This window comes from Natrialba sp. INN-245 (assembly GCF_009807105.1).
Lineage (GTDB): Archaea > Halobacteriota > Halobacteria > Halobacteriales > Natrialbaceae > Natrarchaeobius > Natrarchaeobius swarupiae.
This window is the reverse complement of record NZ_WUBV01000063.1, coordinates 541472-566725: the sequence shown is the minus strand read 5'-3', so window position 1 is coordinate 566725 and position 25254 is coordinate 541472. Positions and strand designations below refer to the sequence as shown.

24 protein-coding genes are annotated in these 25254 nt (G+C 64.6%); 14 read left to right on the top strand and 10 right to left on the bottom strand.

Annotated features, from left to right (window positions below; translation table 11 throughout):
- The first annotated feature begins 46 nt into the window (after positions 1 to 46).
- On the top strand, positions 47 to 727 hold the full coding sequence (locus GRS80_RS19285) for a class I SAM-dependent methyltransferase (protein ID WP_160048952.1): 681 nt from the start codon (positions 47 to 49) through the stop codon (positions 725 to 727).
- A gap of 3 nt (positions 728 to 730) precedes the next feature.
- On the opposite strand, the gene GRS80_RS19280 is transcribed toward GRS80_RS19285, so the two are convergent.
- Positions 731 to 1330: a DUF1684 domain-containing protein gene (locus GRS80_RS19280; protein ID WP_160048951.1), complete on the bottom strand. Its 600-nt coding sequence runs from the start codon at positions 1328 to 1330 to the stop codon at positions 731 to 733.
- A gap of 48 nt (positions 1331 to 1378) precedes the next feature.
- Positions 1379 to 1882 (bottom strand): metallophosphoesterase, encoded by a 504-nt coding sequence (locus GRS80_RS19275; RefSeq protein ID WP_160048950.1) that lies wholly within the window; start codon positions 1880 to 1882, stop codon positions 1379 to 1381.
- A gap of 315 nt (positions 1883 to 2197) precedes the next feature.
- Between GRS80_RS19275 and GRS80_RS19270 the strand changes: the two genes are divergently transcribed.
- Entirely contained in the window at positions 2198 to 3901 is a 1704-nt protein-coding gene (locus GRS80_RS19270; protein ID WP_160048949.1) for a histidine kinase N-terminal 7TM domain-containing protein, read from the top strand.
- A 7-nt stretch (positions 3902 to 3908) separates the two neighbouring features.
- On the opposite strand, the gene rio1 is transcribed toward GRS80_RS19270, so the two are convergent.
- Positions 3909 to 4778 (bottom strand): serine/threonine-protein kinase Rio1, encoded by an 870-nt coding sequence (rio1, locus tag GRS80_RS19265; protein ID WP_160048948.1) that lies wholly within the window; start codon positions 4776 to 4778, stop codon positions 3909 to 3911.
- Positions 4779 to 4833: 55 nt separating this feature from the next.
- Positions 4834 to 5790 carry a hypothetical protein gene (locus GRS80_RS19260; RefSeq protein WP_160048947.1) on the bottom strand — a complete coding sequence of 319 codons (957 nt, stop codon included), beginning with the start codon at positions 5788 to 5790 and terminating at the stop codon, positions 4834 to 4836.
- Between the two features lie 311 nt (positions 5791 to 6101).
- On the opposite strand from GRS80_RS19260, the gene ligA reads away from it, so the two are divergent.
- From ligA to GRS80_RS19225, 7 genes are all read left to right on the top strand, one after another.
- Complete coding sequence (gene ligA / locus GRS80_RS19255; protein WP_160048946.1) at positions 6102 to 8213, top strand: NAD-dependent DNA ligase LigA; 2112 nt, start codon at positions 6102 to 6104, stop codon at positions 8211 to 8213.
- Between the two features lie 124 nt (positions 8214 to 8337).
- Complete coding sequence (locus tag GRS80_RS19250; protein ID WP_343161675.1) at positions 8338 to 9261, top strand: CPBP family intramembrane glutamic endopeptidase; 924 nt, start codon at positions 8338 to 8340, stop codon at positions 9259 to 9261.
- 376 nt (positions 9262 to 9637) lie between these two features.
- Positions 9638 to 9943: a DUF6516 family protein gene (locus GRS80_RS19245; protein ID WP_160048945.1), complete on the top strand. Its 306-nt coding sequence runs from the start codon at positions 9638 to 9640 to the stop codon at positions 9941 to 9943.
- A 23-nt stretch (positions 9944 to 9966) separates the two neighbouring features.
- A complete protein-coding gene (locus tag GRS80_RS19240; protein ID WP_160048944.1) occupies positions 9967 to 10371 on the top strand; it encodes a transcriptional regulator in 405 nt (134 codons plus the stop codon).
- 782 nt (positions 10372 to 11153) lie between these two features.
- Positions 11154 to 11348, top strand: a complete 195-nt coding sequence (locus tag GRS80_RS19235; protein ID WP_160048943.1) for a hypothetical protein — start codon at positions 11154 to 11156, stop codon at positions 11346 to 11348.
- Positions 11302 to 11520 carry a HalOD1 output domain-containing protein gene (locus GRS80_RS19230; RefSeq protein ID WP_160048942.1) on the top strand — a complete coding sequence of 73 codons (219 nt, stop codon included), beginning with the start codon at positions 11302 to 11304 and terminating at the stop codon, positions 11518 to 11520. Before GRS80_RS19235 ends, GRS80_RS19230 begins: the two co-directional genes overlap by 47 nt.
- Positions 11521 to 12076: 556 nt before the next feature.
- A complete protein-coding gene (locus GRS80_RS19225; RefSeq protein WP_160048941.1) occupies positions 12077 to 14479 on the top strand; it encodes an ATP-dependent DNA helicase in 2403 nt (800 codons plus the stop codon).
- A 42-nt stretch (positions 14480 to 14521) separates the two neighbouring features.
- On the opposite strand, the gene GRS80_RS19220 is transcribed toward GRS80_RS19225, so the two are convergent.
- The 4 genes from GRS80_RS19220 to GRS80_RS19205 form a co-directional block, all read right to left on the bottom strand.
- Complete coding sequence (locus GRS80_RS19220) at positions 14522 to 14833, bottom strand: hypothetical protein (protein WP_160048940.1); 312 nt, start codon at positions 14831 to 14833, stop codon at positions 14522 to 14524.
- Positions 14834 to 14962: 129 nt separating this feature from the next.
- Positions 14963 to 15424 carry a GNAT family N-acetyltransferase gene (locus GRS80_RS19215; protein ID WP_160048939.1) on the bottom strand — a complete coding sequence of 154 codons (462 nt, stop codon included), beginning with the start codon at positions 15422 to 15424 and terminating at the stop codon, positions 14963 to 14965.
- 119 nt (positions 15425 to 15543) lie between these two features.
- Complete coding sequence (locus tag GRS80_RS19210) at positions 15544 to 15753, bottom strand: ubiquitin-like small modifier protein 2 (protein WP_160048938.1); 210 nt, start codon at positions 15751 to 15753, stop codon at positions 15544 to 15546.
- A 47-nt stretch (positions 15754 to 15800) separates the two neighbouring features.
- The gene (locus GRS80_RS19205) at positions 15801 to 16889 is read right to left on the bottom strand and encodes a polymer-forming cytoskeletal protein (protein WP_200840428.1); all 1089 of its coding nucleotides are present in this window, start codon (positions 16887 to 16889) and stop codon (positions 15801 to 15803) included.
- Between the two features lie 144 nt (positions 16890 to 17033).
- Between GRS80_RS19205 and GRS80_RS19200 the strand changes: the two genes are divergently transcribed.
- Both GRS80_RS19200 and GRS80_RS19195 read left to right on the top strand, forming a co-directional pair.
- Positions 17034 to 20120: a replication factor C small subunit gene (locus GRS80_RS19200; RefSeq protein ID WP_160048936.1), complete on the top strand. Its 3087-nt coding sequence runs from the start codon at positions 17034 to 17036 to the stop codon at positions 20118 to 20120.
- A 6-nt stretch (positions 20121 to 20126) separates the two neighbouring features.
- The gene (locus tag GRS80_RS19195; protein WP_160048935.1) at positions 20127 to 20759 is read left to right on the top strand and encodes a GNAT family N-acetyltransferase; all 633 of its coding nucleotides are present in this window, start codon (positions 20127 to 20129) and stop codon (positions 20757 to 20759) included.
- A gap of 44 nt (positions 20760 to 20803) precedes the next feature.
- Here the strand turns inward: GRS80_RS19195 and GRS80_RS19190 are convergent, their stop codons facing one another.
- Entirely contained in the window at positions 20804 to 22519 is a 1716-nt protein-coding gene (locus GRS80_RS19190) for a GAF domain-containing protein (RefSeq protein WP_160048934.1), read from the bottom strand.
- A 213-nt stretch (positions 22520 to 22732) separates the two neighbouring features.
- Here GRS80_RS19190 and thiE point away from each other — a divergent pair, with 213 nt between their 5' ends.
- The 3 genes from thiE to GRS80_RS19175 are packed head-to-tail and all read left to right on the top strand — an operon-like array spanning position 22733 to position 24544.
- Positions 22733 to 23401 carry a thiamine phosphate synthase gene (gene thiE, locus GRS80_RS19185; protein ID WP_160048933.1) on the top strand — a complete coding sequence of 223 codons (669 nt, stop codon included), beginning with the start codon at positions 22733 to 22735 and terminating at the stop codon, positions 23399 to 23401.
- Entirely contained in the window at positions 23394 to 24233 is an 840-nt protein-coding gene (thiM, locus tag GRS80_RS19180; RefSeq protein ID WP_160048932.1) for a hydroxyethylthiazole kinase, read from the top strand. Before thiE ends, thiM begins: the two co-directional genes overlap by 8 nt.
- Positions 24234 to 24274: 41 nt before the next feature.
- Entirely contained in the window at positions 24275 to 24544 is a 270-nt protein-coding gene (locus GRS80_RS19175; RefSeq protein ID WP_160048931.1) for a hypothetical protein, read from the top strand.
- A 15-nt stretch (positions 24545 to 24559) separates the two neighbouring features.
- Here the strand turns inward: GRS80_RS19175 and GRS80_RS19170 are convergent, their stop codons facing one another.
- Entirely contained in the window at positions 24560 to 25195 is a 636-nt protein-coding gene (locus GRS80_RS19170; RefSeq protein WP_160048930.1) for a rubrerythrin family protein, read from the bottom strand.
- Between the last annotated feature and the right edge of the window lie 59 nt (positions 25196 to 25254).

Genomic DNA, 25254 nt, shown 5'->3' with positions numbered 1-25254 from the left:
GAGTCGAAGGCGAACGGATTTTGGTGTGGGGAGTCGACCGCTGTGTATGAGCGTTCGCGAGGAGTTCGATGAGTGGGCCGCAAGCGGCCGAGACAGGGGAATGGAGGACCGACACTGGCACACCGCGAAATACGCGCTGGCGCGGATGCCGGTCGAAGCCGGCGACGTGGTTCTCGATCTCGGCTGTGGCAGCGGCTACGCCGGTCGTGCACTCCGGGAGACAAAGAACGCGGGACGGATCTACGGGCTCGATGGCTCGCCCGAGATGACGCGAAACGCGGCGGGGTACACCGACTATTCCAGCGTCGGTTATGTCGTCGGCGACTTCGGTTCGCTTCCGTTCGCGACCGACTCGATCGACCACGTCTGGTCGATGGAGGCCTTCTACTACGCTGCCGATCCCCACCACACTCTCGAGGAGATCGCCAGAGTACTGCGGCCGGGCGGGACCGTCTACTGTGCGGTCGACTACTACGAGGAGAACGTCCACTCCCACGAGTGGCAGGAATCCATTTCGGTGGAGATGACCCGCTGGGACCGGGCGCAGTACCGCGAGGCGTTTCGCGAAGCGGGACTCCACGTCGCCGAGCAGGACAACCTTCCCAACCACGAGATCGAGATCCCGCCCGAATCCGAGTTTCCAACCGATAACTGGGACACCCGCCAGGCGATGCTCGAGCGCTACCGCGAGTTCGGCACGTTGCTCACGGTTGGTGTCGCCCCGTAGCGATTACGATTCGAACCGTTCGCCGGCCGGAATCGTTACCTCGAGCCAGTTTTCCTCCGGTGGGAGCGGACAGTCGTAGCTGTCACTGTACGCACAAAACGGCGTGTACGCCAGGTTGAAATCGAGGAGGATCTCGTCGCCGACCGTGAGCTCTCGGTCGGGCGACAGCTCCATGTACCGGCCGCCGCCGTAGCTTTGCTGGCCGGTCGTCTTGTCACGGAAGGGGACGAAAAGCGGCTGATCGCCCGGGCTCTCGAGACGGTAGGCCGCGAGTTCGAACGTACCGTCCGCGAGGTCGGGCTCCTCACGATCGAGCGTGAACTCGAGGGTCGTAACCCGCAGGTACCGCATCTCTCCGCCGGCGGTCGTTTCCATCAGGACGACCTCAGGATCGTCGTGGGTCTCGACCGTCGCCGTCACTCGGTAGGTCGGGTCCGGTTCGAAGTACGAGAGCCCGTCGAACGCGTCGCGGTCGTCCGACGGGATCGGCGACTGGGGATGGGTGCCGAAGAACTCGTCTTTCTCGGCCCGTTTCTCCTCGAGTTCGGTCCGCCACCGATCTACGTCCACGTCGTCACCCGTGCCGTCACCGGAGTCGCTCATAGCGGGACTACCGTCCGAGGACGGGAGTGAGTTGCGCTTTGGCACTGATCACTCGAGGACCGATCGGAACCGGACAGACTCGGAGAGCGTATCGAGGATCGCGACGGTCCGGTGGTCGTCTGGGATCGTCGGGAACTGTCCGCCAGGATTGAGCACTGTCGTTCGACCCCGTTCCGTCCGCTCTCGCTCGTGGTGGTGGCCGTAACAGACGACGTCGTACGTCTCGGCATCGGCGAGTGCCTCGACCTCCGCCTTCGACTCGCCGTGGAGAACGGCAACGGAGAGCCCGTCGAACTCGAGGCTCGCGAACCGGCCGTGGAGTTCGCTCTCCGACCCGAGGTCATCGAAGGCCGCCTCGAGGCCCGATATCTCGCCGTCGTTGTTCCCGAGGACGCCGTGGACCTCGAACCCCTCGAGGGCGGACAGCAGCGGCGGGGCTATGAAATCGCCACAGTGGACGACGATCTCGACGCCTTCCTCCGCAAATATCTCGGCGGCTCGCTCGGCGGCGTCAACGTTGTCGTGGGTATCTGAGATGATCCCGATGTTCATACGGGTATCCGTGCGGGCGAACCACAAAGGCGTTCGGGAGCCGACGGAGTCGCGTCCGGGATCGACCGACTCGAGTTGAGTGTTGCGCTCGTTTTTGCCACGTCAGTTACGACGAACGTATCACGTCGGTTACGACGAATGCATCACGTTGGATCTTGACGAGATTACCACGCGCTGAGTTCGTCGGATTTCGTCGTCCAGCACCCGACGAATTCCGGGGGCGAACTGCCGAGTTCAGCCCGTCTCGAGCGCTCACTGGGCAAAACGTCCCACATCTATAATTGTTTTCAACACGCTGGTCAGTGTGAGATCGGGATGACGAGCGCAGAACAGTCGCTGACCTTCTTTATGCTGATCTGTGCCGTCCCCATCGCCGGAGTGGCGGCCTACGCGTTCCGCAAACGCGACGAGCCGGGTGCTCGTGGCCTCTTCCTCTGTGAACTCGGAATGGTCGGCTGGTCGATTCAGCTCGCGTTGATCACCTGGCCGACCGCGGTCATGCCGGTGTTTCTCAACACGACGATTCGGCACGTCTTCCAGATCCTCGTCATCTTCGGCTGGCCGCTTCTCGTCCTCGAGTACACGAGACGGGGACAGGTAACGGTCAAACGGCCGTGGCTGGTCGCGCTCCTGGTGGTCCCGGTCGTGACGGTCGTCCTCACCGCGACGAACCCGTGGCACCATCTCGTCCTCGCGCCGGAGACCCCGGCGGATCCCTCCGGAATCGCCGAGTTCGTCCTCGGACCGTGGTACATCGTCCACATCGGGTTCGCGGTAGCGATGGTGATGCTTCCCGCCGGTCTCCTCGCACAGGACCTCCGGTCGGCAGTCGGGGATCACCGCAGACAGCTCCTGTTGCTCATCGCCGGCTGGGCCATCGGCTTTCCCGGCGCGCTCAACACGTACGTGTTCAGAAACGTCGACGCCGTTCCGCCCTACGTCGATCTGACGCCACTTCTGTTCCTCGTTACGACCGTGCTGTGGGGGCTCGCGCTCTTTCGATACCAGCTCTTTGCCCTCGCGCCTGTCAGCCGTCGGAAAGCCGTCGAGACGATGTCCGATGCGCTGCTCTCCGTCGATACCGAGGGCGTCATCGTCGACAGCAATCCGGCCGCACGAGCGCTGTTCGACGTCGACGGGAACTGTACCGGGGACGATCTCGAGGCGGTCTGTGGTGGCTATCCCCAAATCATCGAGCAGTACGACCGCGGTGTCACGGCCGGGACCGAAGTCAGCCTCGAATCCGAGGGGGAGGTTCGTCACTTCTCGATGGACGTCCGACCGATCGAGCAGGGGGCGACGGCGACCGGCACGTTGCTGCTCTTGCGCGATATTACGGAACTCAAAGAGCGCGAACAGGAACTCGACTTGCTCAAGCAGGTGCTCTCTCGCGTGTTCAGACACAACATCAGAAACGAGTTGACGATCCTGCGTGGACACGCAGAGATCATTCAGGAGCGGGCCGACGACGGCCGGTTCGACGATCACATCGACGAAATCGTCGCCAACACCGATCGCATCCTGAGCCACAGCGAGAACGCCAAAGACCTCGAGACGATCATCGACGCCGAGACGGCCGACGAACGGATCCCGCTCGAGCCCGTCGTTCGGCGGTGTGCTCGAGCGTACGCCGACGACCACCCGGGCGTCGAGATCGATATCGACGTCCCTTCGGAAGTGGTCGTTTCGGCACACCCGAGCATCGAGCGGGCGCTCGAGGAACTCGTCCAGAACGCCGTCGCTCACCACGACGACACCGATTCGATCCGAATCGCCGTTCGTGCCCGACCGACGGATGGCACTGTCCGTCTCGTCGTCGCGGACGACGGCCCCGGTATCGATTCTCACGAGATCGAGACGCTACAGGCCGGGGAGGAAACCGACCTCCAGCACGGCTCCGGGATCGGACTCTGGATGGTCGACCTCGTCGTCCGCAAGTCCGGTGGCTCGCTCCGGATCGACGACGACTCCGAACTCGGCGGCACGCGAGTGTGTATCGACCTTCCACGGGCCGACTGATACGGGGTCAGTCTCGAGACGGATCCGGCTCCGGCGTCGTGACGAACTCGAGCAGTTCGTCGGGATCGGTCTCGAGTCCCTGCCGGGAGAAGAAACTCGCGACGTTCTCACAGTCTCGCTCGAGGAAGTCGCGGCTGTTGGGGTGGTGGACGGTGACGGCCTGCCCGACGTCGATGATCACCAGTTGTCCCTCGTCGAAGACGACGTTGTACTCGCTCAGGTCGCCGTGGATGATCCCAGCCGAGTAGAGCCGGCGCATGTACTCGCGCATGACCTCGTAGGCGGTCTCGGGGTTCTCGATGTGGACCTCGCCGAGCCGTTTTGCGCGCCCCTCCTCGTTGCCGATGTACTCCATGACGAGGACGTTGCGTTCGGCGGCGATCGGTTCCGGAACGCGGACGCCCGCCTTCCGGGCGCGCCGGAGGTTCGCCAGTTCCTTTTTGGTCCAGGCGAGGACGACGTCTTTCTTCTTGCCACCCAGCCCCTCGAATCGAGGGTCGCCCTCGAGATAGTCACGCATCTGGCGGAAGTTCGAGGCGTTGATCCGGTAGACCTTCACGGCGACCTCGCGGCCATCGCCCTGTGCGTGGTAGACGTTGGCCTCCTTGCCCGTCGAGAGCGGGCCGCCGAAGGCCTCGACGTAGCCGTCCTGGACGAGCTTGTAGAGCGCCGCCAGGGTCGCGTCGTCGAACACTGACTGTTCGACCTTGAACTGGTCGGCGTCTTTGATCCGCTCTTCGAACTGCTCGAACTTTCGGTCGCGCTTGCGGGCGATGCGATCGGCCTCAGTATCCGAGACGTCGATCTCCTCCCACTCGTCGCCTGGAACCTCCGTCTCCTCGAGGTCGACCAGTCCGTACTCCGTTCCCGTTTCCATCTACCGTGGTATACTCTCCCAGCAGGGTAAAGTGCTGGGTCTTGCCACGGGGAGATCAGCGGTTGGCGGTCGACGACGAGACGAACGACCTGACCCGATCGAACAGTCGGTCGTCGCCGCCGGTCGCCTCCACGCGGTACTCACTCGAGAGGTCCCCTCCCGTCGCGCTCACCATCGTGACGTCTTCTGCGTCGAGTAACTCCGCGACGCGTTCGTCGACCGAGCCGTTCGTCGAGAGCACGATCGGTCGAGCGTCCACCTCCCGCGAAATCTCGACGAGTCGGCGGACGTCGTCGGAGTCGGGAGAGTTGTGGACGCCCGCGACGATCCGATCGTCGAGAAGGTCGTCTTCCGCGTACACGTGCACGGGCAACTCCGTCTCCGCCGCGGGCGGAGACACGTCGACGCTCGTCTCGTATCCGCGACTCTCGAGGGCTTGCGCGAGCGATCGCCGCGCGTCCTGTTGGTCGGCGAGCCACCGCTCTCCGGCGGACGTCAGGTAGTACCTGTTGAGCGGCTGTTCGCGAGCCTCAGCCGGTGGGTACGTGCGCGGACACTCCCGACACCACAGTCGGTGGACCGGCGAGTTGGTCCAGGAATCACAATCGTGACACCGATAGCGCCGCTCGCGCTCGAGGCCGTCTGGGGGAACCTCCGCGTCGCAATCCGGGCAGTACGACGCGTCCGTGTCCTCCGCGTCGTCGTCCGGCTCCTCGAGCGGTTCGCCACACTCTGGGTGGACGACCGTCGTCTCCCACGTCCCGTGAACCGAGCTACAGCTCGGACAGCCGGTGCTGTATTGCATCCCTTCGGCGGCGCAGTTCGGACAGACGTACACTTTGTGCTCGAACGACGACGAGAGGACGTCGCTGTCGGCCATCGCCTCGAGAACGTCGCTGGCCGTCCCGTCCCGCTCGTCGAGGTGTCGCTCGACTGTGGGGTAGGCGACGTCCCCGGTTTCGTCGATCGACGGCTCGAACGCGTCGCGGTCGTCACGGTGCAGTTCGCTCACGGCCCGGAGCTTGCCTGGTGATACCATGGACGGATACGCTCGTCCGCTCCGACGGCTCCGGTCGGCTTTAGTATGAGCCGATTTATCCGAATCGGCGTGGGAGCGGCGCTCTCGTCGCATCTGACCGCGAGAATCCGACGAAGTAGAAGACGAGTACACGAAATTCGTGTGACACGATTGGCGACCGGTCGATCCGAGTCGTCGACACGTGCTCGAGAACGGTGACCCGTGGCCGTTCGCTCGAGAATAGCATCCCCCGAGTCGAGTCACCGTCTTTAGGAGGTGATGGTTCGAACCCTCGAGCGAGAGCCATGTCCGCCGCCGACGAATCCGAGGAAGTCAATCCGTACCTTCGGGATCCGCCGACCGAGTTCGACCCGCTCGAGGACCTCTCGGAGGCCGAGGCCCGCGAGCACGTCGAGTTGCTCCGCGAGGCGATCCGCGAACACGATCGCCGGTACTACGTCGAGAACGATCCGATCGTCGCCGACCGCACCTACGACGCGCTGTTCGCGCGCCTCCGGAAACTCGAGGAGGCGTTCGACCTCGCCCATCCCGACAGCCCCACGCGGAGCGTCGGCGGCGAACCCGTAGAGGAGTTCGAGACCGTCGAGCACGTCGCGCCGATGCTCTCGATCGACCAGAGCGGCGAGGCTGACGACGTCCGGGAGTTCGACGAGCGCGTGCGACGGGAGGTGGGGGACGTCGAGTACGTCTGCGAACCGAAGTTCGACGGTGTCTCGATGGAGTTCGTCTACGAGGACGGCTCGCTCGAGCGCGCCGTGACCCGCGGCGACGGCCGCGAGGGCGACGACGTGACCCGAAACGCCCGGACGATCGGCTCCGTTCCCCAGACACTTCACGGCGACTATCCCGACTTCCTCGCCGTCCGCGGCGAGGTCTACATGCCGAAAGACGCCTTCCAGGAACACAACCGCGAACGGATCGAACGCGGCGAAGAGTCCTTCGCCAACCCTCGAAACGCGACCGCGGGGACGATCCGTCAGCTCGACCCCTCCGTCGTCGCCGACCGCCCGCTCGAGGTCTTTTACTTCGACGTCCTCGAGGCCAGCGATCTGGAGGACAGCCACCGCGAGGAACTCGAGCGCTTCCCCGAGTGGGGGCTGCGGGTCAACTACCGCGTCGAGGTCGCCGGCGGCTCCGGCGAACGGTCAGCGATCGAGGCGGCGATCGACTACCGCGATCGGATGCTCGAGGCTCGAGACGACCTTCCCTACGAGATCGACGGCGTCGTCATCAAAGTCGACGATCGCGACGCCCGCGAGCAACTCGGGCAAACCGCTCGCCACGATCGCTACGCGTTCGCCTACAAGTTCCCCGCCCGCGCGGAGGTGACGCCGATCGTCGACGTCGCGGTCCAGATCGGCCGCACAGGACGGGTAACGCCAGTCGCCTTGCTCGAGCCGGTCGACGTCGGCGGCGTTACCGTCTCCCGGGCGAGCCTGCACAACCCCGAGGAGATCGAGGCGAAGAACGTCGCTGTCGGTGATACGGTCCGTGTCCAGCGGGCGGGCGACGTCATCCCCTACGTGGAGGAAGTGGTCGAGAAGAGCGACGAGAACGAACCAGAGAGCCACTACGAACTCCCCGATCGCTGTCCAGTCTGTGACAGCGCCATCGAGCGCGACGGGCCGATGGCCTACTGTACGGGCGGGCTAGCATGTAACGCACAGCTTCGACGCTCAATCGAGTACTACGCCAGCGACGACGGCCTCGACCTCGAGGGGGTAGGCGAGAAGACCGTGCGCCAGCTCGTCGGCGAAGGACTGCTCGAATCGATCGCGGATCTCTACGAACTCGAGGGCGAGGACCTCCCCGACCTCGAGGGCTGGGGGGAGACGAGCGCCGAGAACCTGCTCTCGGAGATCGACGCGAGCCGCGAGCCGCCGCTTCCTGACTTCCTCTCGGCGCTCGGCGTCCCACACGTCGGGCCGGCGACGGCCCGGGAACTCGCCTGCGAGTTCGGAACGTTCGAGGCGATCCGCGAAACGGCCGAGACCGAACCCGACCGACTCGAGGGTGTCGACGACGTGGGCGAGACGGTCGCCGAACAGATCCACGACTTCTTCGCGAGCGAGGCCAACGCCGCCGCGGTCGACACCATCCTCGAGCACGTCTCGCCCCAGGAAGTCGATCTCGAGACCGGCGGCGACGAACTCGAGGGCCTCACCTTCGTCTTCACCGGCTCGCTCGAGGGGATGACCCGAGGCGACGCACAGGAACTCGTCAAGGCCCACGGCGCCAACGCCACCTCGAGCGTCTCGGGCAACACGGACTACCTCGTCGTCGGCGACAACCCCGGACAGACCAAACGCGACGACGCCGCCGAAAACGACGTCCCGATCGTCGACGAGGAGGCGTTCCGGGAGTTGCTCGGGGAGCGCGGGATCGACCTCGAGTAGGCCCGGACGAGAGGTGGAACGACTTCGAGGGTGTGGCCGGCGGGGAACTGTCCTCGATCGCCACGTCGTACTCGAGAAAGCGACAGCTACATGCTCCTACTCGGTGTACCACCGGGACGAACCCGTGATCGATCGTCGTTCGCTGTCGATCTTCTTCGGCTCGCTCGTGGCGCTCTCGAGTGGCTTCGTTGCCGTCTCGAGACTCACAGGCGTGAGCATGATCGTCCTCGCCCCGGCGTACATGTTCACCCCGATGTTCGCGGGGATCGTCACCTGTATCGTCGGGCGCCCGTCGTTCGAACGTGCGGGGCTTCGGTTCCCGTCGAACCGACTCGTCTGGCTCGGCGTCGCCGCCGTCGTGCCGATCGCGTTGCTCCTGGTCGGTACCGGCGTTTCGTTACTCCTTCCTGGCGTTGAGTTCGTCCCAGACGCCGATCCGCTCACCGGTGAGGGGACCGAGTTCGCGCCGGCGGAGGAACCGGCCGGGCCGTCGCTGCCGGGCTGGCCGCTCAACCTCCTGTTCGCGGTCGTCTTCGCCATCGCGGTCGGCGCGACGATCAACGCGGTCTTCGCGTTCGGCGAGGAGTTCGGCTGGCGGGGTGTCCTCCTCACCGAACTCGCACCGCTTGGCTTCTGGGGCGCGTCGGCCGTGATCGGGGTCGTCTGGGGGCTCTGGCACGCTCCGGTCGTCCTCGCGGGCTACAACTTCCCGTCCAACCCCGTTCTCGGCGTCGGCGTGATGACCCTGGCCTGTCTCGCGATGTCGCCGGTGTATACGTATCTCACCGTCACGGCGCGGTCGGTACTCGCGCCGTCGGTCTTCCACGGCGTCTTCAACGCCTTCGCCGCGACGATGTTCGTCTTCGCACAGGGCGGTTCCGAACTCCTCGTCAACCCCGTCGGCGGGGTCGGCATCCTCGTCTTCGCCGTCGCCGCCCTCCTGGTCGCCGTCTCCGGGCCACCCACGCTCGACCGCGACTGGGCGCTCGAGGGTGATGTCGCGGACGGGCCTCGAGCGGATTCCGACGCCGAATCCGCAGACGCGTAGCCCCGGGATCGACGGTCTTGGGGCTACCAGTGGTTGAGAACACAGTTATTTTATTCAGCAGAGTGGCTGAAACGACTGTTCGATACAGGCGAAGAAGTGTGCACTCACCGCGAGCGAACGACGTGAGCGAGCGAGCCGACGACCGACCCGAAGGGGAGGGAGGAGTGCTTTTTATCAACGTTTTGCCGAGTGCGGTCGCTCTGCGACCGCACGCAGAGCAAAAGGTTGGCACACGTAGTTATCGCACTCTATTCAATTACAGAAATACAGTGGAATGAAGAATTCGAACTGCTATTGGTGAACTTCCAGCAATTCCTGGGCTATGTACCAAAGTCCATAGGATTATGGCGATGGAGCTAATAACATAGGATAGCGGATGGCGTCCTACATCACTATCGTAGACTGGAAGGATGTCGAAGACGGATACGTCGTTGATGTCACCATCCGACAGACGGAGGATGAGAAGTATCCGAGCGGGTGGGACTACGGTCTTCACCTTGGAGAAGTCGGCGGGGATACCATCCTTCGCTACGACAATGCCCACGAACGGACGAAGGGTCACGAGCACCACACCCATGACGGTGTCGAAATCATCGAATTCCCTGGGATGCTGACGCTCTACGACCAGTTCAAACGAGAGACTGAAGCAATATCGTCTGTTTCGTGGGATTGGCCGGAGTAGGACGCCTCTAGGAGGTACAAACAATGCCCACGCTCAAAGTCACAGTCGGCAAACGCGACCGCCTCGACCAGCACACGCGCAGCCGTATCAAGGCCGCCCAGGAGGGTGAAGAACTCGACGACGCCCAGCCGGTATTGAACTTCGGATCGTATACAGAACTCAGTCGCCTGCTCAGCCCGAAGAATCTGGAATTGTTGGAGGCAATATCCAAACACGACCCCGAGAGTATCCGCGAAGCCGCTGCCTTGGTGGAGCGAGACTACAAGCAGGTCCATCGGAACCTTTCCGAACTCGAGGACATCGGTGTCCTCGAGTTCGAAGGCGGTGGATCGGGCCAGGCGAAGCAGCCGAAGTTAGCCTACGATGGTCTCGAAATCGACATCCCGTTTGCAAGGTCGAACGGGAATTTCGGTGCAGCCGCACCTTGAAGGGCCCTATCGCTCTTGTACAGCACATTGTTGACTCGTATCATCAGCTGAGTATCACCATCCCAAATTTGACACTCTCACCGCCCTGAACAGTAGTTGTGAAGGGCAACATCTGTGCACGGCAAATTTTCACCTCGATATTGTAGAATTGAGCGGTCGGTATAGGCTGTGTAGTTGCCGTTCCGCGTCTGGCCAACCACATGCGGAGGCGCGCGCTGTCGAGCGGCCGACCGAACGGGAGGGCGCTCGATCGAAATCGTGCGAGGGATGAGCGGAGTGAAACGGAGCGAATCGGCTGGGGAGGACGTGGCTACTCATCGTGGCCACGATAGCAGGATGCTTCGTTTCAGCGACCTCCCCGACGAGCACCGTGATAAATCCACACACGTCGTTACCGAATCATCCAATCCAGTTCCAACCGTATTCTTAATACAGAAATCGCGTTACCAACTACTCCAATGCGACGATACCAGTCAGTACCCTAACGTTCTTTACGTTGGTTGAACAACGAATAGGAGCGCATGAAAGTGCGTCGAGCCGGAGTGTGTGCTTCCAGGCTGCACTCCGGCTCGTACACCACTCCCGCGTAGCGGGAGCAACTCACGATTGACGTCGGTGAAATAAAGACCTGCCGACGTGTCGCCGAACCAATCCCACGCGTCCCACTGGAGCGGCCTCACGTGTTCCGGCCTCACGTGTTCGCCTCACTGGATCATCTCGCGCGATTTTGGTTCCCCGGCCGGGTTGTGTCCGCTACGTCGGGTCTCGAGATAGAGCTACACATGACACAACTCACCATCCACTGCGACTGTGGTACCGACGTACGGACGGAGCCGACCGGCGGCGCGATCGCCGCTGAGAGCGCGATCGTCTGTCCCGACTGCGAATCGGTGTTCGCCGCGAGGATCGTCGAACTCGAGACCGATCACGATGCACCCAGCACTCGCCACGGCACTCGCTCGAATCGCGGCCCGTGAGGGCTGTCGCGGGACAACGCTCCCGCCGCTGTACGAGCACGTGGACACCGAGGCGCTGACGGCGGTGCTCGAGTCTCCCGCCGACGTGACGGTTCGGTTCGAGTACGAGGGGTACGAGGTTGTGATCGGACCGGGGCCGCTCGAGGTGGCGGTAATCGACGGCGGCGGGTGACGAATCGTCGGTCGCCATCACGCCCTCTCGCTTTGGTGCTGTTCAGATCACGCGGAAAAGGGCGTCGTAGAAGTCTTCCTCGAGTAGTGACCACACTGACTTCTTCGGCGAATATCCTGACACATAGCTCTGTGTATTGATGGCTCGCTCACCGGAGTTGACGTGACGAAGAACCGTTCTGCCATCGTGGCAACGGGGAGTAGCCATGTCCTCCCCAGCCGATTCGCTCCCTCCGGTCACTCATCCCTCGCGCAGCTTCGTCGAGCGGTCTCGTCGTCACTCGACCGCTCGACAGCGCGCGCCACCGCAGGTTGGGGATGCACTGGGACCAGTACTGTCTCTGGCCGTACTGGCCGTCCGTTGGATAATCACGGAGAGGGTATGCGAACTGTTCTACGACACCCTTCGGGAGTCAACTGAAGCTGTGGGATCGCCATGGCGGCCCTGACTCGCTCGACGCCCGGGCTCGCCGTCGTTCGAACGGCGCTCGCGCTCGAGCCGACAGTTTATACCCGATGCCGAGGCACGACTCCGTCAACGCTATGGCCGACCGACGATGAGTACGGGGAGAGTCATGGACTGGCGTCCGATCTTCGGCCACGACGAGCCCTACGACGCGCAGGTCGACGGCATCGAGACGGCCGTCGACACCGCTCGAGAGGGCGGCTTTTCGGTCGTCGAGGGCGCCTGTGGCACCGGAAAGACGATGATCGCGCTCACCGCCGGAATCTCGCTCGTCCGCGATCCAGACACCGACTACGAGCGCGTCCTCGTCCTCACGAGCGTCAAACAGCAACTGCGCCAGTTCGAGACGGATCTCGAGACGATCAACGAGAACCTGCCCGACGACGCCGAACCCGTCTCGGGGCTCACGCTCGTCGGGAAGGCCGACGTCTGTCCGTACAACCGCGAGCGAGCGGCCGGCATCGACGACGGCAACGTCTACGACCGGTGTGAGACCCTGCGCGATCGAACCCGTGATCTGACCGGCGAGGGCGGTGAGACGACTGCCGCCAGCCTGGCCGCCCAGGCTCGAAGCCAGCAGATCGGCCTCGCGGACAGCGGGAGCCGCGGGGGTGGCGCGACGTTCCTCGAGACCGCCGGAGAGGCGACGCCGTATCCGCCCGATCTCCCCAGCTACGGCGAGGGCGGCCCCGTCGGCGCCGAAACCGAGTACTGCCCGTTCTACGCGCGCTATCTCGAGGATCTTCCCGACGAGGGAAGCGACGGCGACGCGGCCGAGGTCGTCCCCTACGACTTCACCGGAGCGGGGATGGTCACGCCCGAGGACCTCGTCGCCCGGTCGGCCCGTCACGGCACCTGCCCGCACTCGGTGATGGGGGCGGCTCTCGGCCACGTCGAGGTCGTCGTCGGCAACTACTACCACGCGTTCGACCCCCGGACCGTCGGCTCTTTCACCGGGGCGTTAGTCGACGAGTCGACGTTCGTCGTCTGCGACGAAGCGCATATGTTAGAGCCACGCGTGCGCGATCTGGTCAGCGACGGGGTCGCCGACGCCACCCTGCGGGACGCAGAGACCGAACTCTCGCGAGTCATCCAGCCGGTAAAGTTCGAACGCGAGGGCCGCCAGGCGGAAGGCGGCTCGCAGACCGCCGACGCCGACCTCGTCCGCGCCGAACTCAACGACAGCGACGTCTCCTACGAGGAACTCAATCGCACCCTCGAGTTCCTCCGGGATCTGCGTGGCGAACTCGACCGGCGGGTGACCGCCTACCTCGACCGCACCCACCGGGGCTGGAAATCCAACCTGACCGACCTCGCAGACGCCGAAATCCCGCTTCGCGACCCGGCCGAACCCGCCGAGGACGAACTCACCGAGTGGGCGCGCGAGGCGGGCTACGGCGACGCCGACTGGGTCCGCGCGGAGGCCGTCGGGGCCGTCGTCGCACGCATTCTGAACGAGGCCGAAGACGAAGAGCGAACCCGCGCGGCCCCCGCAGTCGGTCGCGTCCTCGGTGAGTGGTACCGTCGTGGCCACACCGACTACTTCCGCGAGATCGAACTCGAGCGAACCTGGAACGAGGTCGAACCCGTAGACTCCTGGCGTCGGGCCTACACCGCCCGCCTCGCGTTGCACAACTGCGTGCCCAGCGACGCCATCGGCTCGCGACTCGCGGCTTTCGGTGGGGGGGTTCTGATGAGTGCGACCCTCGAGCCGATCGAGGCCTTTACCGAGGTGACGGGTCTCGAGTATCTCGAGCGCGAGGAGGATCGCCCGGTCGTCGAACGCCGGTACGGCCTCCACTTCCCCGAGGAGAACCGCGAGAGCTTCGCGGTCGCCGCGCCGAAGTTCACCTACGACAACCGGGGTCGTCCGGGCGAGGAGAACCCGACACGGGAGCACTACGCCGATGCGATCGAACGGATCGGCCGCCTCCCCGGCAACGTCCTCGTGGGGATGCCCAGCTACGCCGAGGCCGACTGGACCGCGGGCGTCCTCGAGGACCGACTCTCGAAACCCGTCTTGCTCGACGCCGCGAGCGACGACGAGACGACCGAGTCGCTCAAAACTGAGTTCTTCGCTGGCGAGGGGAAGGTGCTCGTGACGAGTCTCCGGGGAACGCTCACCGAGGGCGTCGACTACAGCGGCGATCGGCTCTCGGCCGCCGTGGTCTGTGGCGTTCCGATCGTCAACACCTCGAGCCCCCGAACGAAGGCGGTTCGGCGGGCCTACGACGACGAGTTCGAGGACGGCTTCACGTACGCGCTCACCATCCCCGCCGTCCGCAAGGGCCGCCAGGCGATCGGCCGGGTGATCCGCTCGCCCGAGGACGTCGGCGTCCGGGTCCTCCTCGACGAACGCTACGCCCGCGAGAGCTGGGACTCCGTCCGCCCGTACCTGCCCGACGACGGCGAGTTCCAGCCCGTTAGCCCCGACATGCTCGAACTCGGCCTCGAGCGATTTCGATCGAAACTCGAGTCGGACTCTTCCGTCTAGTTACCGGACCGAGACGGTTCTCGTCTTCGTCTCATGCGCGAGTCACCTCGAGGAACTCGCGGTGAACGTTTGCGCTGTGGTCGTCTCGACGTACAGCGAGTACAGCAGGATGGCGAACCCGCCCGCAACGAACGAACTTTGGATCGCGACGCCGAGAGCCACATTCCCGCCGAGGAGGTGGGCGACGCCGCCGAAAACGGATCCGACGACGATGAAGGCGAACCCGGTTGCGACCGCGCGAAGCGCCCGTGAACCGGTTCGACGGAACGCCTTGAACGCGAGCGTCGCGACGGCACCCCCAGTCAGAAGCGTCGCCGCGTTCGCGACTGCGATGACGAGTGTGTATTCGTTCATTGGCCGTCTCGAGTCGGTCGACTCGTCGTTCGAGTGTTCACGAATATCGTTCTTGAGTTAGGTTCACCCTTCCCAGCCGGGAAGAATCGTGACGAATACGTTCGGCGAACGTCGGTCCTGTCGGAATCGCTATCTCCGTGATTGTGCGGTCACGACGCCACGATATCGCTGTTCGTCGATCGGCTCGATCGAGAAGCCGAGCGCCTCGTAGAACGGGCGGACGTCGTCGTCGAAGCGCACCGTAAGCCGTCCCTCGCGCTCGAGTGCCCGTTCGATCAGTGTGGTGCCGATCCCTCGTCCCCGGTGGCGACGACGGACGCCGATCGCCGAGACGTGTGCGCCGCCGCCGTCGTCGGCTTCGAGGACGGTGGTGCCGAGAATTCGCTCCGCACCGTCTCCGGTCGCTCGCTGCTCCGTGCTCGTGTCGGCCGTTCCACCGTTCGTTTTCGGTCCCCGGCGATCCCCGGCCACCAGGACGTCGCCGACCGCGATCCGCGCTTCGACGTCGCCCGGCTCGAGCATCGCGGCGTCGAGGATGCGTCTCACCTCGAGTGTGTCGTCGTCGCTCGCGATCCGGACGTGTGGTGACATCCCGGAGACGGCTACGCGACGCGATGATAAAACGACCGACCTTTCGCCAGCGCGGTTGTGCCCCCGTCCCTGCCGGGGGGTTCCCCGACCCGTCCCGGCGGATGGGGCCGATTCCAGCGTCATCCGCCTTTGATCAGCCGCAAGACGGTGACGTGCTCGCTCTCGATCGGTTGATCCTCGGGGACCGGGCGACCGTCGACGAGGACGCTCACCTCGTGGGGGCTGAGATCGACCTCGCCGAGGAGGTCGGCGTACGTCGGCCTCCCGTCGGCGGCCTCGAGTTCGACCTCGTGGGTGTCTTCGCCCTTCACGTCGACGGTGACGTGCATACGCGCAGTTGGGCGAGGCCGAACTTGAGCGCGTCGCTCGAGAGATATCAATCCGCCGCCGGGCCGTCCGTGCCGACCCCTTCCTGAGATCGCGACTCTCGCTGGCGAACCGTACGCCGGTGGGCGACGATCCCCCGAGCGAGTGCGCCGAGACCGAGCAGGAGGACGAGCAGGTCGACCAGGCCGCCGAGATACGGTATCGGGCTGACGAGCGCTCCGGCGACTACTCCGACGAGGAGCGCGACCCACCGGTTGTGGACGTCGACGAGCGAGAGGAGCCAGGCGGCGACGGCGTAGCGTCCGTAGACGACGGCAATCCAGATCGCGAGGGCGAACGCGAACCCGCCGAAGACGGACACCGGGATCCCGACGATCGTGATCGCGAGCGCGACGAGCAGGATGGGAACCCCCACGAGCACACCGAGCCCGACGAGTCCGGTTCGGAGGGGATCGGTCCCGATCCGTCCGGCAACGCCGCTGGAAAACCGGGGAAACACGAGCAACAACGCCGTGCCGAGCAGCAGGTTCAGTCCCAGCGTATAGAGTGCGAACAGCCAGGTGGCGATCGGCTCGAGGATGGGCTCGAACTCCCAGCCGGTCGACTCTTGGATGATCTCGCCTGCGACCGCGTCGGTGTTGCCGACGAGTTCGCCGCCGTAGCGGAGATCGCCCGCGATCGCCGCGTCGCCGCCGAGCCGGATCGTCTCCGCACCGGCTGCCACGTTCCCGTCGACGCTCCCGTCGATTACGACGGTTCCCGCGCCCGCCGAGACGTCGCCGCCGACGGTTCCACCCTCGCTCACCCTGAGCCCGCCTGCGGCGGCGTCGACGTCACCGTCGACGCTGCCGTCGATCGTGACGCTTCCGCCCGCGGCCTCGAGGTCGCCACCGACGTCGCCCTCGATTCGGACGTCGCCCGCGACGGCGCTCACGTCCCCGGTGACGGTTCCCTCGACGATAACCGCTCCTGCGAAGGTCTCGAGTTCGTCGACCGTCTCCCCGTCCTCGACGACGACCGTCCCGCCGGTCTGGGACTCCGACTGGGCGGCGACCGTCCCCGGGAGCGCCCCACAGAGGACGACCGCGAGCGCGAGGAGGCGGACGACCGTTCGCAATGGTGTGTTATTCATACCCATACACGAACTCCCTCGAGCACGATCAAAAAAGTGTCACACATGCGTCAGATGTATGGAGAATCACAGGGGACGTCTCGTCTCCCGTACGGTCGACGCGATGGATTTCTTCGGGCGATTTATTTCCTGGCGATTCCTTGGTCGGGTATGAGCGAGGCCGACGCCGAGGCGGTGGAGCCGACCCCCGGCAAGACCGAAGTCTGGATCGAGAAGTACCGGCCGGAGCGCCTCGACGAGATCAAGGGCCACGAGAATATCGTCCCCCGACTACGGCGGTACGTCGAACAGGACGACCTGCCCCACCTCATGTTCGCGGGGCCGGCCGGGACGGGAAAATGCGTGACAGGGGAGACTCCAGTACTAACCAACGAGGGTATTTCGCCCATTTCGACTGTCGTCGGTGGCGTCGACGGATTCGGCGACCCGGATGACGATCTCGAGATACTCACGTACGACAACGACGGTACGTTCGAATACGTTTCTCCCTCTCACGTTTTCTCGAAGAATGCAACCGATCTTGTCTCGATCGAGACCCGTGACGGCAACGAGTTCACGGTCACACCGGAACACAAGCTACTCATCGCGGACGAGTCGGGACTCGAGTGGCGGGAGGCTGGAAGGCTTTCCGGGGAGGAACGTATCGTTCGACCGCTGAAGACGCCCGTGGCCGACGGCCCGGTTTCTTCACTCGACTGGCTCTCGTCGGTGGACGGCGAGCGAACGTTCGTGACCGTCTCGGAATCTTTCGCTCGCCGACACGAAATCCCGGCCGAAGAGAACTACGTCGGACAGAAAAAAACGGTGATCGGCTGTCTCCGACGCGGCTATTCGATCGACGAGATCGTTTCCGAATACGATACCCGTCGAAAAACCGCCACCGATTACGCTCGGACGGTATCGATCGATCTTCATAAGCCGTCGACGACGTGTTCACTGTCGTATCTTCGGTCGCTCGATGTCGAGAAGTCGGAACTCCGATCCCACGTCGAACGTATCCAGTACGTGACGCGATACAACAAGCGATCCAGCCCGATCACGCCGCCCTGGGAACTTACTCCGGACCTGGCACGCTTCGTCGGTCTCGCCGTGAGCGAAGCACGGATCGAGAATGGGCGGATCAAATTCTACAATACCGATAGGACGCTCTGTGAGACGTTCGAACGGATTGCACAGCAACTGTTCGATGCCGAAACGACTCGTGGTGTCCAGAAGGGCGTTCCGTACGTCAACCTCCGAACCAAGTCCCTCCATCACTTCCTCGAATCCTGTTTTGACGTTTTCGGTGATTCGCACACGCCCGCTATCGGTTCGACGCTGGTCCACGCGTCAGAAGACGCTCGAGCAGCGTTCCTTCAGGCCGTTTTCGATTCGGAGGCGTACGTTGCCACCCAGGGGACGATCGAGCTGACTCAAAAGGACGAATCGCTGATCACGCTCTGTTCTTATCTGCTCGCGTCGTTCGGGATTCCAACCCGGCGCAAGCGGGTCGAAAAGACGGCAACGAATGGATCAGGATCACCTCAGGAGTATCATTCGCTGTATATCTCTGGCATCCCTGCTCTTTCGCGCTTCGAGGATGCCGTCGGATTCACCATCGATCACAAGTCTGACCGACTCGGTGATGCGACGGCCGGCTCTGGAAATCCGAACCACGATACGATCCCTGCACAAGCGGCCGTCGACCACCTGTGTCACACGCTCTCGTTGAAAAAAGAGCCACTGAACACCGAGACGCTGAACCCAGAAAACCCCGGCCGTGAGTCCTATCTCGAGGACATCGACCGTCTCATTCAAGCAGCATCCGATCGCCTCGAGGCGGCACAACAGGTTAAGCACGATATCGATCGAGTCCAGTCGGACATTCGATCGATAAGTGCGATCCCCTCGGTGTGGGCCGGAGAGCGATCCACGTTGGAACCACTCTCGATCAGAAAGGAAATCGAAGCAACGACTGGGGTTCGATCCGATCGACTGCTCGAGTACTCCGATGGACGGCGGTCACCGGTCGCAAGCCGCACGAGCGAACTCCTCGTTACGTTCGGGTCGCGTACTGACGTGCCAGATACTGCATCAATCCAGAATTCACTCGGAAACGCGATCGACGCTCTCGGTGTCTCGGACAATCGAATCGCAGAGGGAACGGCGTTGTCTGGCGGAGACGTCCGTCGACTTATCGAGAACGACGATCACGATCTCGGATCACTGCCGCGGTTCGAAACTGTTGCCGAACGGATTCTCGACGTGGCCGACGAGATGTGCTCGATGGGCGTCGTCGAACGACTAGTCGCGCTCGATCGTCTCTCCCGCGGAACACTCTATTTCGACCGCATAACGGACATCGAATACGTCGAAGACGAGCGCCGTGTCTACGATCTTACGGTGCCCGGAACGCGAAACTACGTCGCAGGTGACGTGCCAACTGTTATGCACAACACAACGGCCGCACAGGCCATCGCCCGCGAAGTGTACGACGACGACTGGCGCGAGAACTTCCTCGAACTCAACGCCTCGGATCAGCGCGGGATCGACGTCGTCCGCGACCGGATCAAGGACTTCGCGCGTTCGTCCTTCGGCGGCTACGACCACCGCATCATCTTCCTGGACGAAGCCGACGCACTCACCTCCGACGCCCAGTCCGCCCTGCGCCGGACGATGGAGCAGTTCTCCAACAACACGCGATTCATCCTCTCGTGTAACTACTCGAGTCAGATCATCGATCCCATTCAATCGCGGTGTGCCGTCTTCCGATTCACCGAACTCGGCGAGGAGGCACTCGAGGCCCAGATCCGCGAAATCGCCGAGACGGAGGGGATCGAGGTGACCGACGACGGCATCGACGCGCTCGTCTACGCCGGTGACGGCGACATGCGAAAGGCGATCAACGGCCTGCAGGCCGCGGCAGTCATGGGCGAGACCGTCGACGAGGAGACGGTCTTCGCGATCACCGCCACCGCCCGGCCCGAGGAGGTCGAGGCAATGGTCGACTACGCCATCGACGGCGACTTCACTGCCGCCCGCGCCGCCCTGGAGAATCTCCTGACCGACCGCGGTCTCGCCGGCGGCGACGTCATCGACCAGCTCCACCGCTCGGCCTGGGAGTTCGACATTCCGGAGGGGGCCACCGTGCGACTGCTCGAGCGCCTCGGCGAAGTCGACTACCGCATCACCGAGGGTGCGAGCGAACGACTCCAACTCGAGGCGATGCTGGCCTCGCTCGCACTCGACGACGAGTAGTCGACGATGGCGGGCGACGTCCGCATTCGAGTCGCCGAGCCCGGAACGATCACCGAGGGGACCGTAACTGGCGGGGACGCGGCTGCCGTTCGCGACATTTACGCGCACTTCTGTGCGTCGACGCCGGTCACCTTCGAGGAGCGAACGCCAGGTGTGCCCGAGTTGGCCGAACGAATCGCGACGACCCTCGAGACGTACCCGTGGCTGGTCTGTGAACGCGACGGCGCGGTGGTCGGCTACGCCTACGCGAGTCGGCTGCGGAAACGACGCGCCTACCAGTGGGTCGTCGAACTTTCGGTCTACGTCGCCGCCGACGCCCGCCGGTCGGGAGTCGGGCGCGGGCTCTACGAGTCGGTGTTCGCGATTCTCGAGCGCCAGGGTGTTCGCGACGCCTACGCGGTGACGACCGTTCCGAACCCCGAGACGGTCCGGTTTCACGAACGGATGGGATTCGAACGGCTGGGCGAGTTCCCCGCGATCGGTTACAGCCACGACGACTGGCGGGACGTCGCCTGGTGGCGTCGCCCGATCGGCCCGAAGACGGCCGACCCCGATCCCATCGCACCGTTTCCCGAGGTCCGCGAATCCCCCGACTGGGAGTCGCTGGTCGCGACCGGTGAACCCTCTCTCGAGCTCTGACGGAAGCGATCGCACAGGTTCGGCTCCGCACACTGGGCGATCGGTTACCTCGTCGCTGATTCGCGCCGATCACGTTCGCCGTCCTCAAGTGCGAGACCGTCGCCGGCGACGGGTTCGGTCGCTCGAGCGATCGCGACCAGACGATCGAGCAGTTCCCGTTGCTGTCGTTGGGCGTCGGCGATTTCCACGAAGTGTTCTCTGTCCCCGGTTTCTTCGGCGATATCGAGGAACCCGCGGGCGACGTTCAGCAGCGTCCGCACGTCGTCGTCGACCAGTTCGGCGACGGTCGAAAGACGCCGCTCGGCCGCGGCCAGATCGCGTTCGCGTCGCCTCGTCTCCGTGACGTCGTCGTAGACGACCAGTCCACGGGGAGTTCGTTTGCCTTCCCGCGCGTCGCCGTCGTCGCCTGTCTCGAGTGGAACCACCGCGAGGCGGTATTCGCGGATCTCGTCACCGATCTCGATCCGACTGACGAACCGTCGTCGTTCGCCCGCTCGAATCGCCTCGCGCAGCGTCGACTCTCGACGTCCGACGCCCGGCAGGACGGCCTCGACCTCGATGGGGACGTCGACGACCGTCTCTGGGTCGACGCCGAAGACGTCCGCGTAGGCTTCGGTGACGGCTCGGACGATGACCTCTCCGTCGTCGATCTCGTAGCGGGCCGCCGGCTCCGGGAACCGCTCGAACAGCGATCGGAGACGGTCGCGTTCCGTGGCGGCGTGATCCCGTTCGGCGAGGAGTTCGTCGTGGTCGTCGGTGAGTCGATCCCGTTCGACGAGGAGTTTCTTTTGCTCCGTCCGAACGCGATCCCGCTCTTCCCGGAGACGGTCGTTCTCGTCGGCGAGTCTCGACTCGGTCTCGAGACGCTCGAGGACGGCGCGGGCGACCCGACAGTACGACGCGAGCGCCTCGCAGTCGCGTTCGTCGAACGCGGTTCGCTCCGCCGTTGCGGCGTGTAAGACGCCGACGTCGCCGACGGGGACACAACAGATCGATCGCAGTTCGTCGACGGCGTCGAACGGGTAATCCGGCTGATCCTCGTCGCGCTCGTCAAGTATCACGGGGTCGCCGCTCCGGAGAACCTCGTCGAGGACTCCGTCGCGGGCCACCCCGTCGAGGTCCGATTCGGGAACGGCCGTCGTCGCCGCCCGCAGCGTGAACTCGCCAAACTGGACCGTCGAGAGCCAGCAGTAGTCGACCTCGAGTGCGGTCGCCGCGTGGACGACCAGCAGTTCGAACAGTCGCTCGCGATCCCGTCGGGTGATCACGTCGACGAGCGACTCGAGGAGTCGGTCGGCGAGGTCGTCGCTCGTCGCCGACCGTTTGCCGGGCATGGCGATCGTCTCGGACTCGGCGTCGGATTCGGCTTCGCCGGCACACACCCACTCGATCTCGTCGGCGAGGTGGACGATCGCGTCGTCGGCGTCTCGCCGAACGTATCCCGCGAGTCCGTCCGTCGCCCGTGCCGCCGTCGGGGCGTACGACGCCTCCGAGAAGAGCACGATCGGCGTCGACTCGCAGGTTTCGATCGCCTCGAGGAGCGCCGACCCCGCGACAGTCGGGGTCTCGGCGAAGACGATGCAGTCGACGTCCGACTCCCACGCCCGTAACTGTCCGACGTCCTCGGTCGACATCGGGTGGACGTATCTGTCGGGCCCCGAGCGAACCGCTTCCAGCGCGGCCGCGCCCTCGCGGGCCGAACCAGTGGTTTCGGCGAGGTAGAGAACCGTACGCTGTCGTGATCGCGACGAGAAAGTCATTCCGAAGTGATCGTCTCTGTCCCCGTGTGATTCTCTATCCAGATAAAGGTACACTCCAGTTCATCACGTAGAGAACGGTATTCGAGTCCGTATCACGAACCGATTTTCTAGCCGACACTCGATCCCGCGGTCGATCGCTCGGCGATTCGTCTTTGGCCCCGACCCGCCTCGCCGACCGAAGCCGCTTAGTGTCTCACTGCCGCCGTATCCGCCATGGAACCCTCGAACTGGCGGACCTACCTCGTCACCCAGGAGTCGCTCTCGAGCGGTCGGTCGACCGTCGAGATCGTCCGCGAGGCGATCGACGGCGGGATCGACGCCGTCCAACTTCGCGAGAAAGACACCGATACGCGCTGGCGGTACGAACTCGGCCTCGAGTTGCGCGAACTCACCGCCGCGGCGGGCGTCGATCTGATCGTCAACGACCGGGTCGACGTCGCGACGGCGATCGACGCCGACGGCGTCCACGTCGGTCAGTCCGATCTCCCGGTCGCGGTCGCCCGCGACCTGCTCGGTCCCGACGCGATCGTCGGCTGTTCGACCTCGACCGTCGAGCAAGCCGAGCGCGCCGAGGCCGACGGTGCGGACTACCTCGGTGTCGGGACGATCTACGGCACCACCTCGAAGGACGTCGCAGTGGAGAAAGACGGCGTCGGGCCCGAACGCGTCGCCGAGATCGCCGACGCCGTCTCGATCCCGATCGTCGGCATCGGCGGCGTGACGGCCGACAACGCCGAGCTGGTCGCCGAGGCGGGTGCCGCCGGCGTCGCCGTCATCTCGGAGATAACGACGGCGACGGATCCGAGCCGGGCGACCGCGAGACTGGCAGCAGCCGTCGAAAGCGCCAAGAGCACCGAGAGCGGAGAACCGACGAATGAGTGACTCGATCGACGTTACGACGGCGGAACTCGCATCGTCGCTTCGGACGATCCGCGAGGGTGAACCGCTGGTTCAGTCACTGACCAACGAGGTGACGATGAACGACGTCGCGAACCTGATCCTCCACTGGGGGGCACTGCCGGTGATGGCCGACTCGCCCGGTGACGCCGGCGAGATGGCCGACCTCGCGAACGCGGTCCTGATCAACACCGGGCAGATTCCGGCACCGAAAGTCGAGGCTGCCCGCGAGGCCGGTCGTCGGGCGAACGAACGCGGCGTTCCGGTCGTCCTCGACCCCGTCGGCGTGGGCTCGACGCCCTCCCGGGAAGCGGTCGCCGAGTCGCTGCTCTCGGAGCTCGAGTTCTCGATCATCAAGGGCAACTACGGCGAAGTGAGTGCCCTCGCTGGCGTCGAATCCGAAGTGAAAGGCGTCGAGTCCGTCGGCGACTACGAGGAGATCGAACGCACGGCTCGCTCGCTTGCCGACTCGACCGGCGCGACCGTCGTCGCCTCCGGCGTCGAGGACGTCGTCGCCGACGCCGACAGCGCCTACCGACTCTCGGCCGGTCACGACCGGCTCGGCGACGTCGTCGGCACCGGCTGTATGCTCGGTGCCACCCTCGCTGTCTTTGCGGGCGCACTCGAGGACGGCCACGCGGCTGCCGTCCACGGAACGCTCGCGTTCGGCGTCGCTGGCGAGCACGCCGCCGAGATGGACCACAACGGCCCGGCGAGCTACCGGACGAACTTCCACGACACCGTCGCTGGCCTCGGTCCCGACGCCGAACACGTCACCGATCTCGAGCTCGCCGACCGAATTTCCAGAGTCGTGTAGCTCCTGAAACAGTTTTATCGGCCCCCCTCGAACGCTCGTCCATGACGCGTGACCGACTCGCGGACGCGGCCGACTCACTCGAACGTGCGGCGAGCGCGGCGGACGGCGACGCCCGCGACCGACTGTCCGACCAGTCCGAACAGTTCGAGACTCTCGCGGACGCCGATCGAGGCCCCGATCACGGTAAACTCGCCCGTCACGAACACGTTTTGAACGAGATCGCCGACGACGCGGGCGGGGAGGTCGCCGACCACGTCGACGACGCACTCGAGTCGATCCACGCGTTCCGAGAGACGCTCGAGGGCGTCTGATCGACACGAGCGCGCTCAACAGACTGGTTTCGGGTTCGCACCCATCGCCTCGAGGTTCTCGACGTACTCCTCGTAGGCGGCCTCGATCGCACCCGTCGCGGCTTCCTGGGCGCGCTCGCGGTCGTCCGCGTCGGCACAGACCGCCTCGAGCAGCGTCTCGGCGCGCTCGAGTTGGTCGTCTAAGTCGTCGCCGAACTCGCGGAAGACGCCGGCGGTCTGGGGGTCGGCGTCGCCGACGAAGTAGCCGACGACCTGATCTTTCGAGCGCGTGCTCGCGAGGGTGCGTCCGACGAACGCGCCGACGCGGTCGACCGTCGACTCGAGTCCGCGGAGGTACTCGTGGAGCGCCGGCACCTCCTGGGGGTCGTAGCCCTCGTCACCGAGGTGCTCGAGGACGGTCTCGAAGTGGGCTCGCTCCTCCTCGGCGGTGGTCGCGAACGCCTTGCTCGCGGCCGAATCGTCCTCGTCGTCTGCCCACTCCTCGAAGGTCTGCCAGGCGGCGTGTTCGGCGTCCGCGGTCGCCTCGAGCACGGGTTCGGTGTCGATGTCGCCACCGGTGTCGGCGTACAGCGACTTCGAGGAGCCGAGTCGCGAGAGGGGGGTCTGGTTTTCCTCCTGGACGGCCTCGACGAAGGCGTCGGAATCGGTCATGCGAATTCGTTCGCGGGGACTCGAGTTAGGCCTGTCGTCGTGTGCTGGATCGCTCGTCG

Excerpts from the sequence above, each read along its gene's own strand:
- GRS80_RS19285 (WP_160048952.1), top strand. The coding sequence starts at position 47 with ATGAGCGTTCGCGAGGAGTTCGATGAGTGGGCCGCAAGCGGCCGAGAC.
- GRS80_RS19280 (WP_160048951.1), bottom strand. The coding sequence starts at position 1,330 with ATGAGCGACTCCGGTGACGGCACGGGTGACGACGTGGACGTAGATCGG.
- GRS80_RS19275 (WP_160048950.1), bottom strand. The coding sequence starts at position 1,882 with ATGAACATCGGGATCATCTCAGATACCCACGACAACGTTGACGCCGCC.
- GRS80_RS19270 (WP_160048949.1), top strand. The coding sequence starts at position 2,198 with ATGACGAGCGCAGAACAGTCGCTGACCTTCTTTATGCTGATCTGTGCC.
- rio1 (WP_160048948.1), bottom strand. The coding sequence starts at position 4,778 with ATGGAAACGGGAACGGAGTACGGACTGGTCGACCTCGAGGAGACGGAG.
- ligA (WP_160048946.1), top strand. The coding sequence starts at position 6,102 with ATGTCCGCCGCCGACGAATCCGAGGAAGTCAATCCGTACCTTCGGGAT.
- GRS80_RS19245 (WP_160048945.1), top strand. The coding sequence starts at position 9,638 with ATGGCGTCCTACATCACTATCGTAGACTGGAAGGATGTCGAAGACGGA.
- GRS80_RS19240 (WP_160048944.1), top strand. The coding sequence starts at position 9,967 with ATGCCCACGCTCAAAGTCACAGTCGGCAAACGCGACCGCCTCGACCAG.
- GRS80_RS19235 (WP_160048943.1), top strand. The coding sequence starts at position 11,154 with ATGACACAACTCACCATCCACTGCGACTGTGGTACCGACGTACGGACG.
- GRS80_RS19230 (WP_160048942.1), top strand. The coding sequence starts at position 11,302 with ATGCACCCAGCACTCGCCACGGCACTCGCTCGAATCGCGGCCCGTGAG.
- GRS80_RS19225 (WP_160048941.1), top strand. The coding sequence starts at position 12,077 with ATGAGTACGGGGAGAGTCATGGACTGGCGTCCGATCTTCGGCCACGAC.
- GRS80_RS19220 (WP_160048940.1), bottom strand. The coding sequence starts at position 14,833 with ATGAACGAATACACACTCGTCATCGCAGTCGCGAACGCGGCGACGCTT.
- GRS80_RS19215 (WP_160048939.1), bottom strand. The coding sequence starts at position 15,424 with ATGTCACCACACGTCCGGATCGCGAGCGACGACGACACACTCGAGGTG.
- GRS80_RS19210 (WP_160048938.1), bottom strand. The coding sequence starts at position 15,753 with ATGCACGTCACCGTCGACGTGAAGGGCGAAGACACCCACGAGGTCGAA.
- GRS80_RS19205 (WP_200840428.1), bottom strand. The coding sequence starts at position 16,889 with ATGGGTATGAATAACACACCATTGCGAACGGTCGTCCGCCTCCTCGCG.
- GRS80_RS19200 (WP_160048936.1), top strand. The coding sequence starts at position 17,034 with ATGAGCGAGGCCGACGCCGAGGCGGTGGAGCCGACCCCCGGCAAGACC.
- GRS80_RS19195 (WP_160048935.1), top strand. The coding sequence starts at position 20,127 with ATGGCGGGCGACGTCCGCATTCGAGTCGCCGAGCCCGGAACGATCACC.
- GRS80_RS19190 (WP_160048934.1), bottom strand. The coding sequence starts at position 22,519 with ATGACTTTCTCGTCGCGATCACGACAGCGTACGGTTCTCTACCTCGCC.
- thiE (WP_160048933.1), top strand. The coding sequence starts at position 22,733 with ATGGAACCCTCGAACTGGCGGACCTACCTCGTCACCCAGGAGTCGCTC.
- thiM (WP_160048932.1), top strand. The coding sequence starts at position 23,394 with ATGAGTGACTCGATCGACGTTACGACGGCGGAACTCGCATCGTCGCTT.
- GRS80_RS19175 (WP_160048931.1), top strand. The coding sequence starts at position 24,275 with ATGACGCGTGACCGACTCGCGGACGCGGCCGACTCACTCGAACGTGCG.
- GRS80_RS19170 (WP_160048930.1), bottom strand. The coding sequence starts at position 25,195 with ATGACCGATTCCGACGCCTTCGTCGAGGCCGTCCAGGAGGAAAACCAG.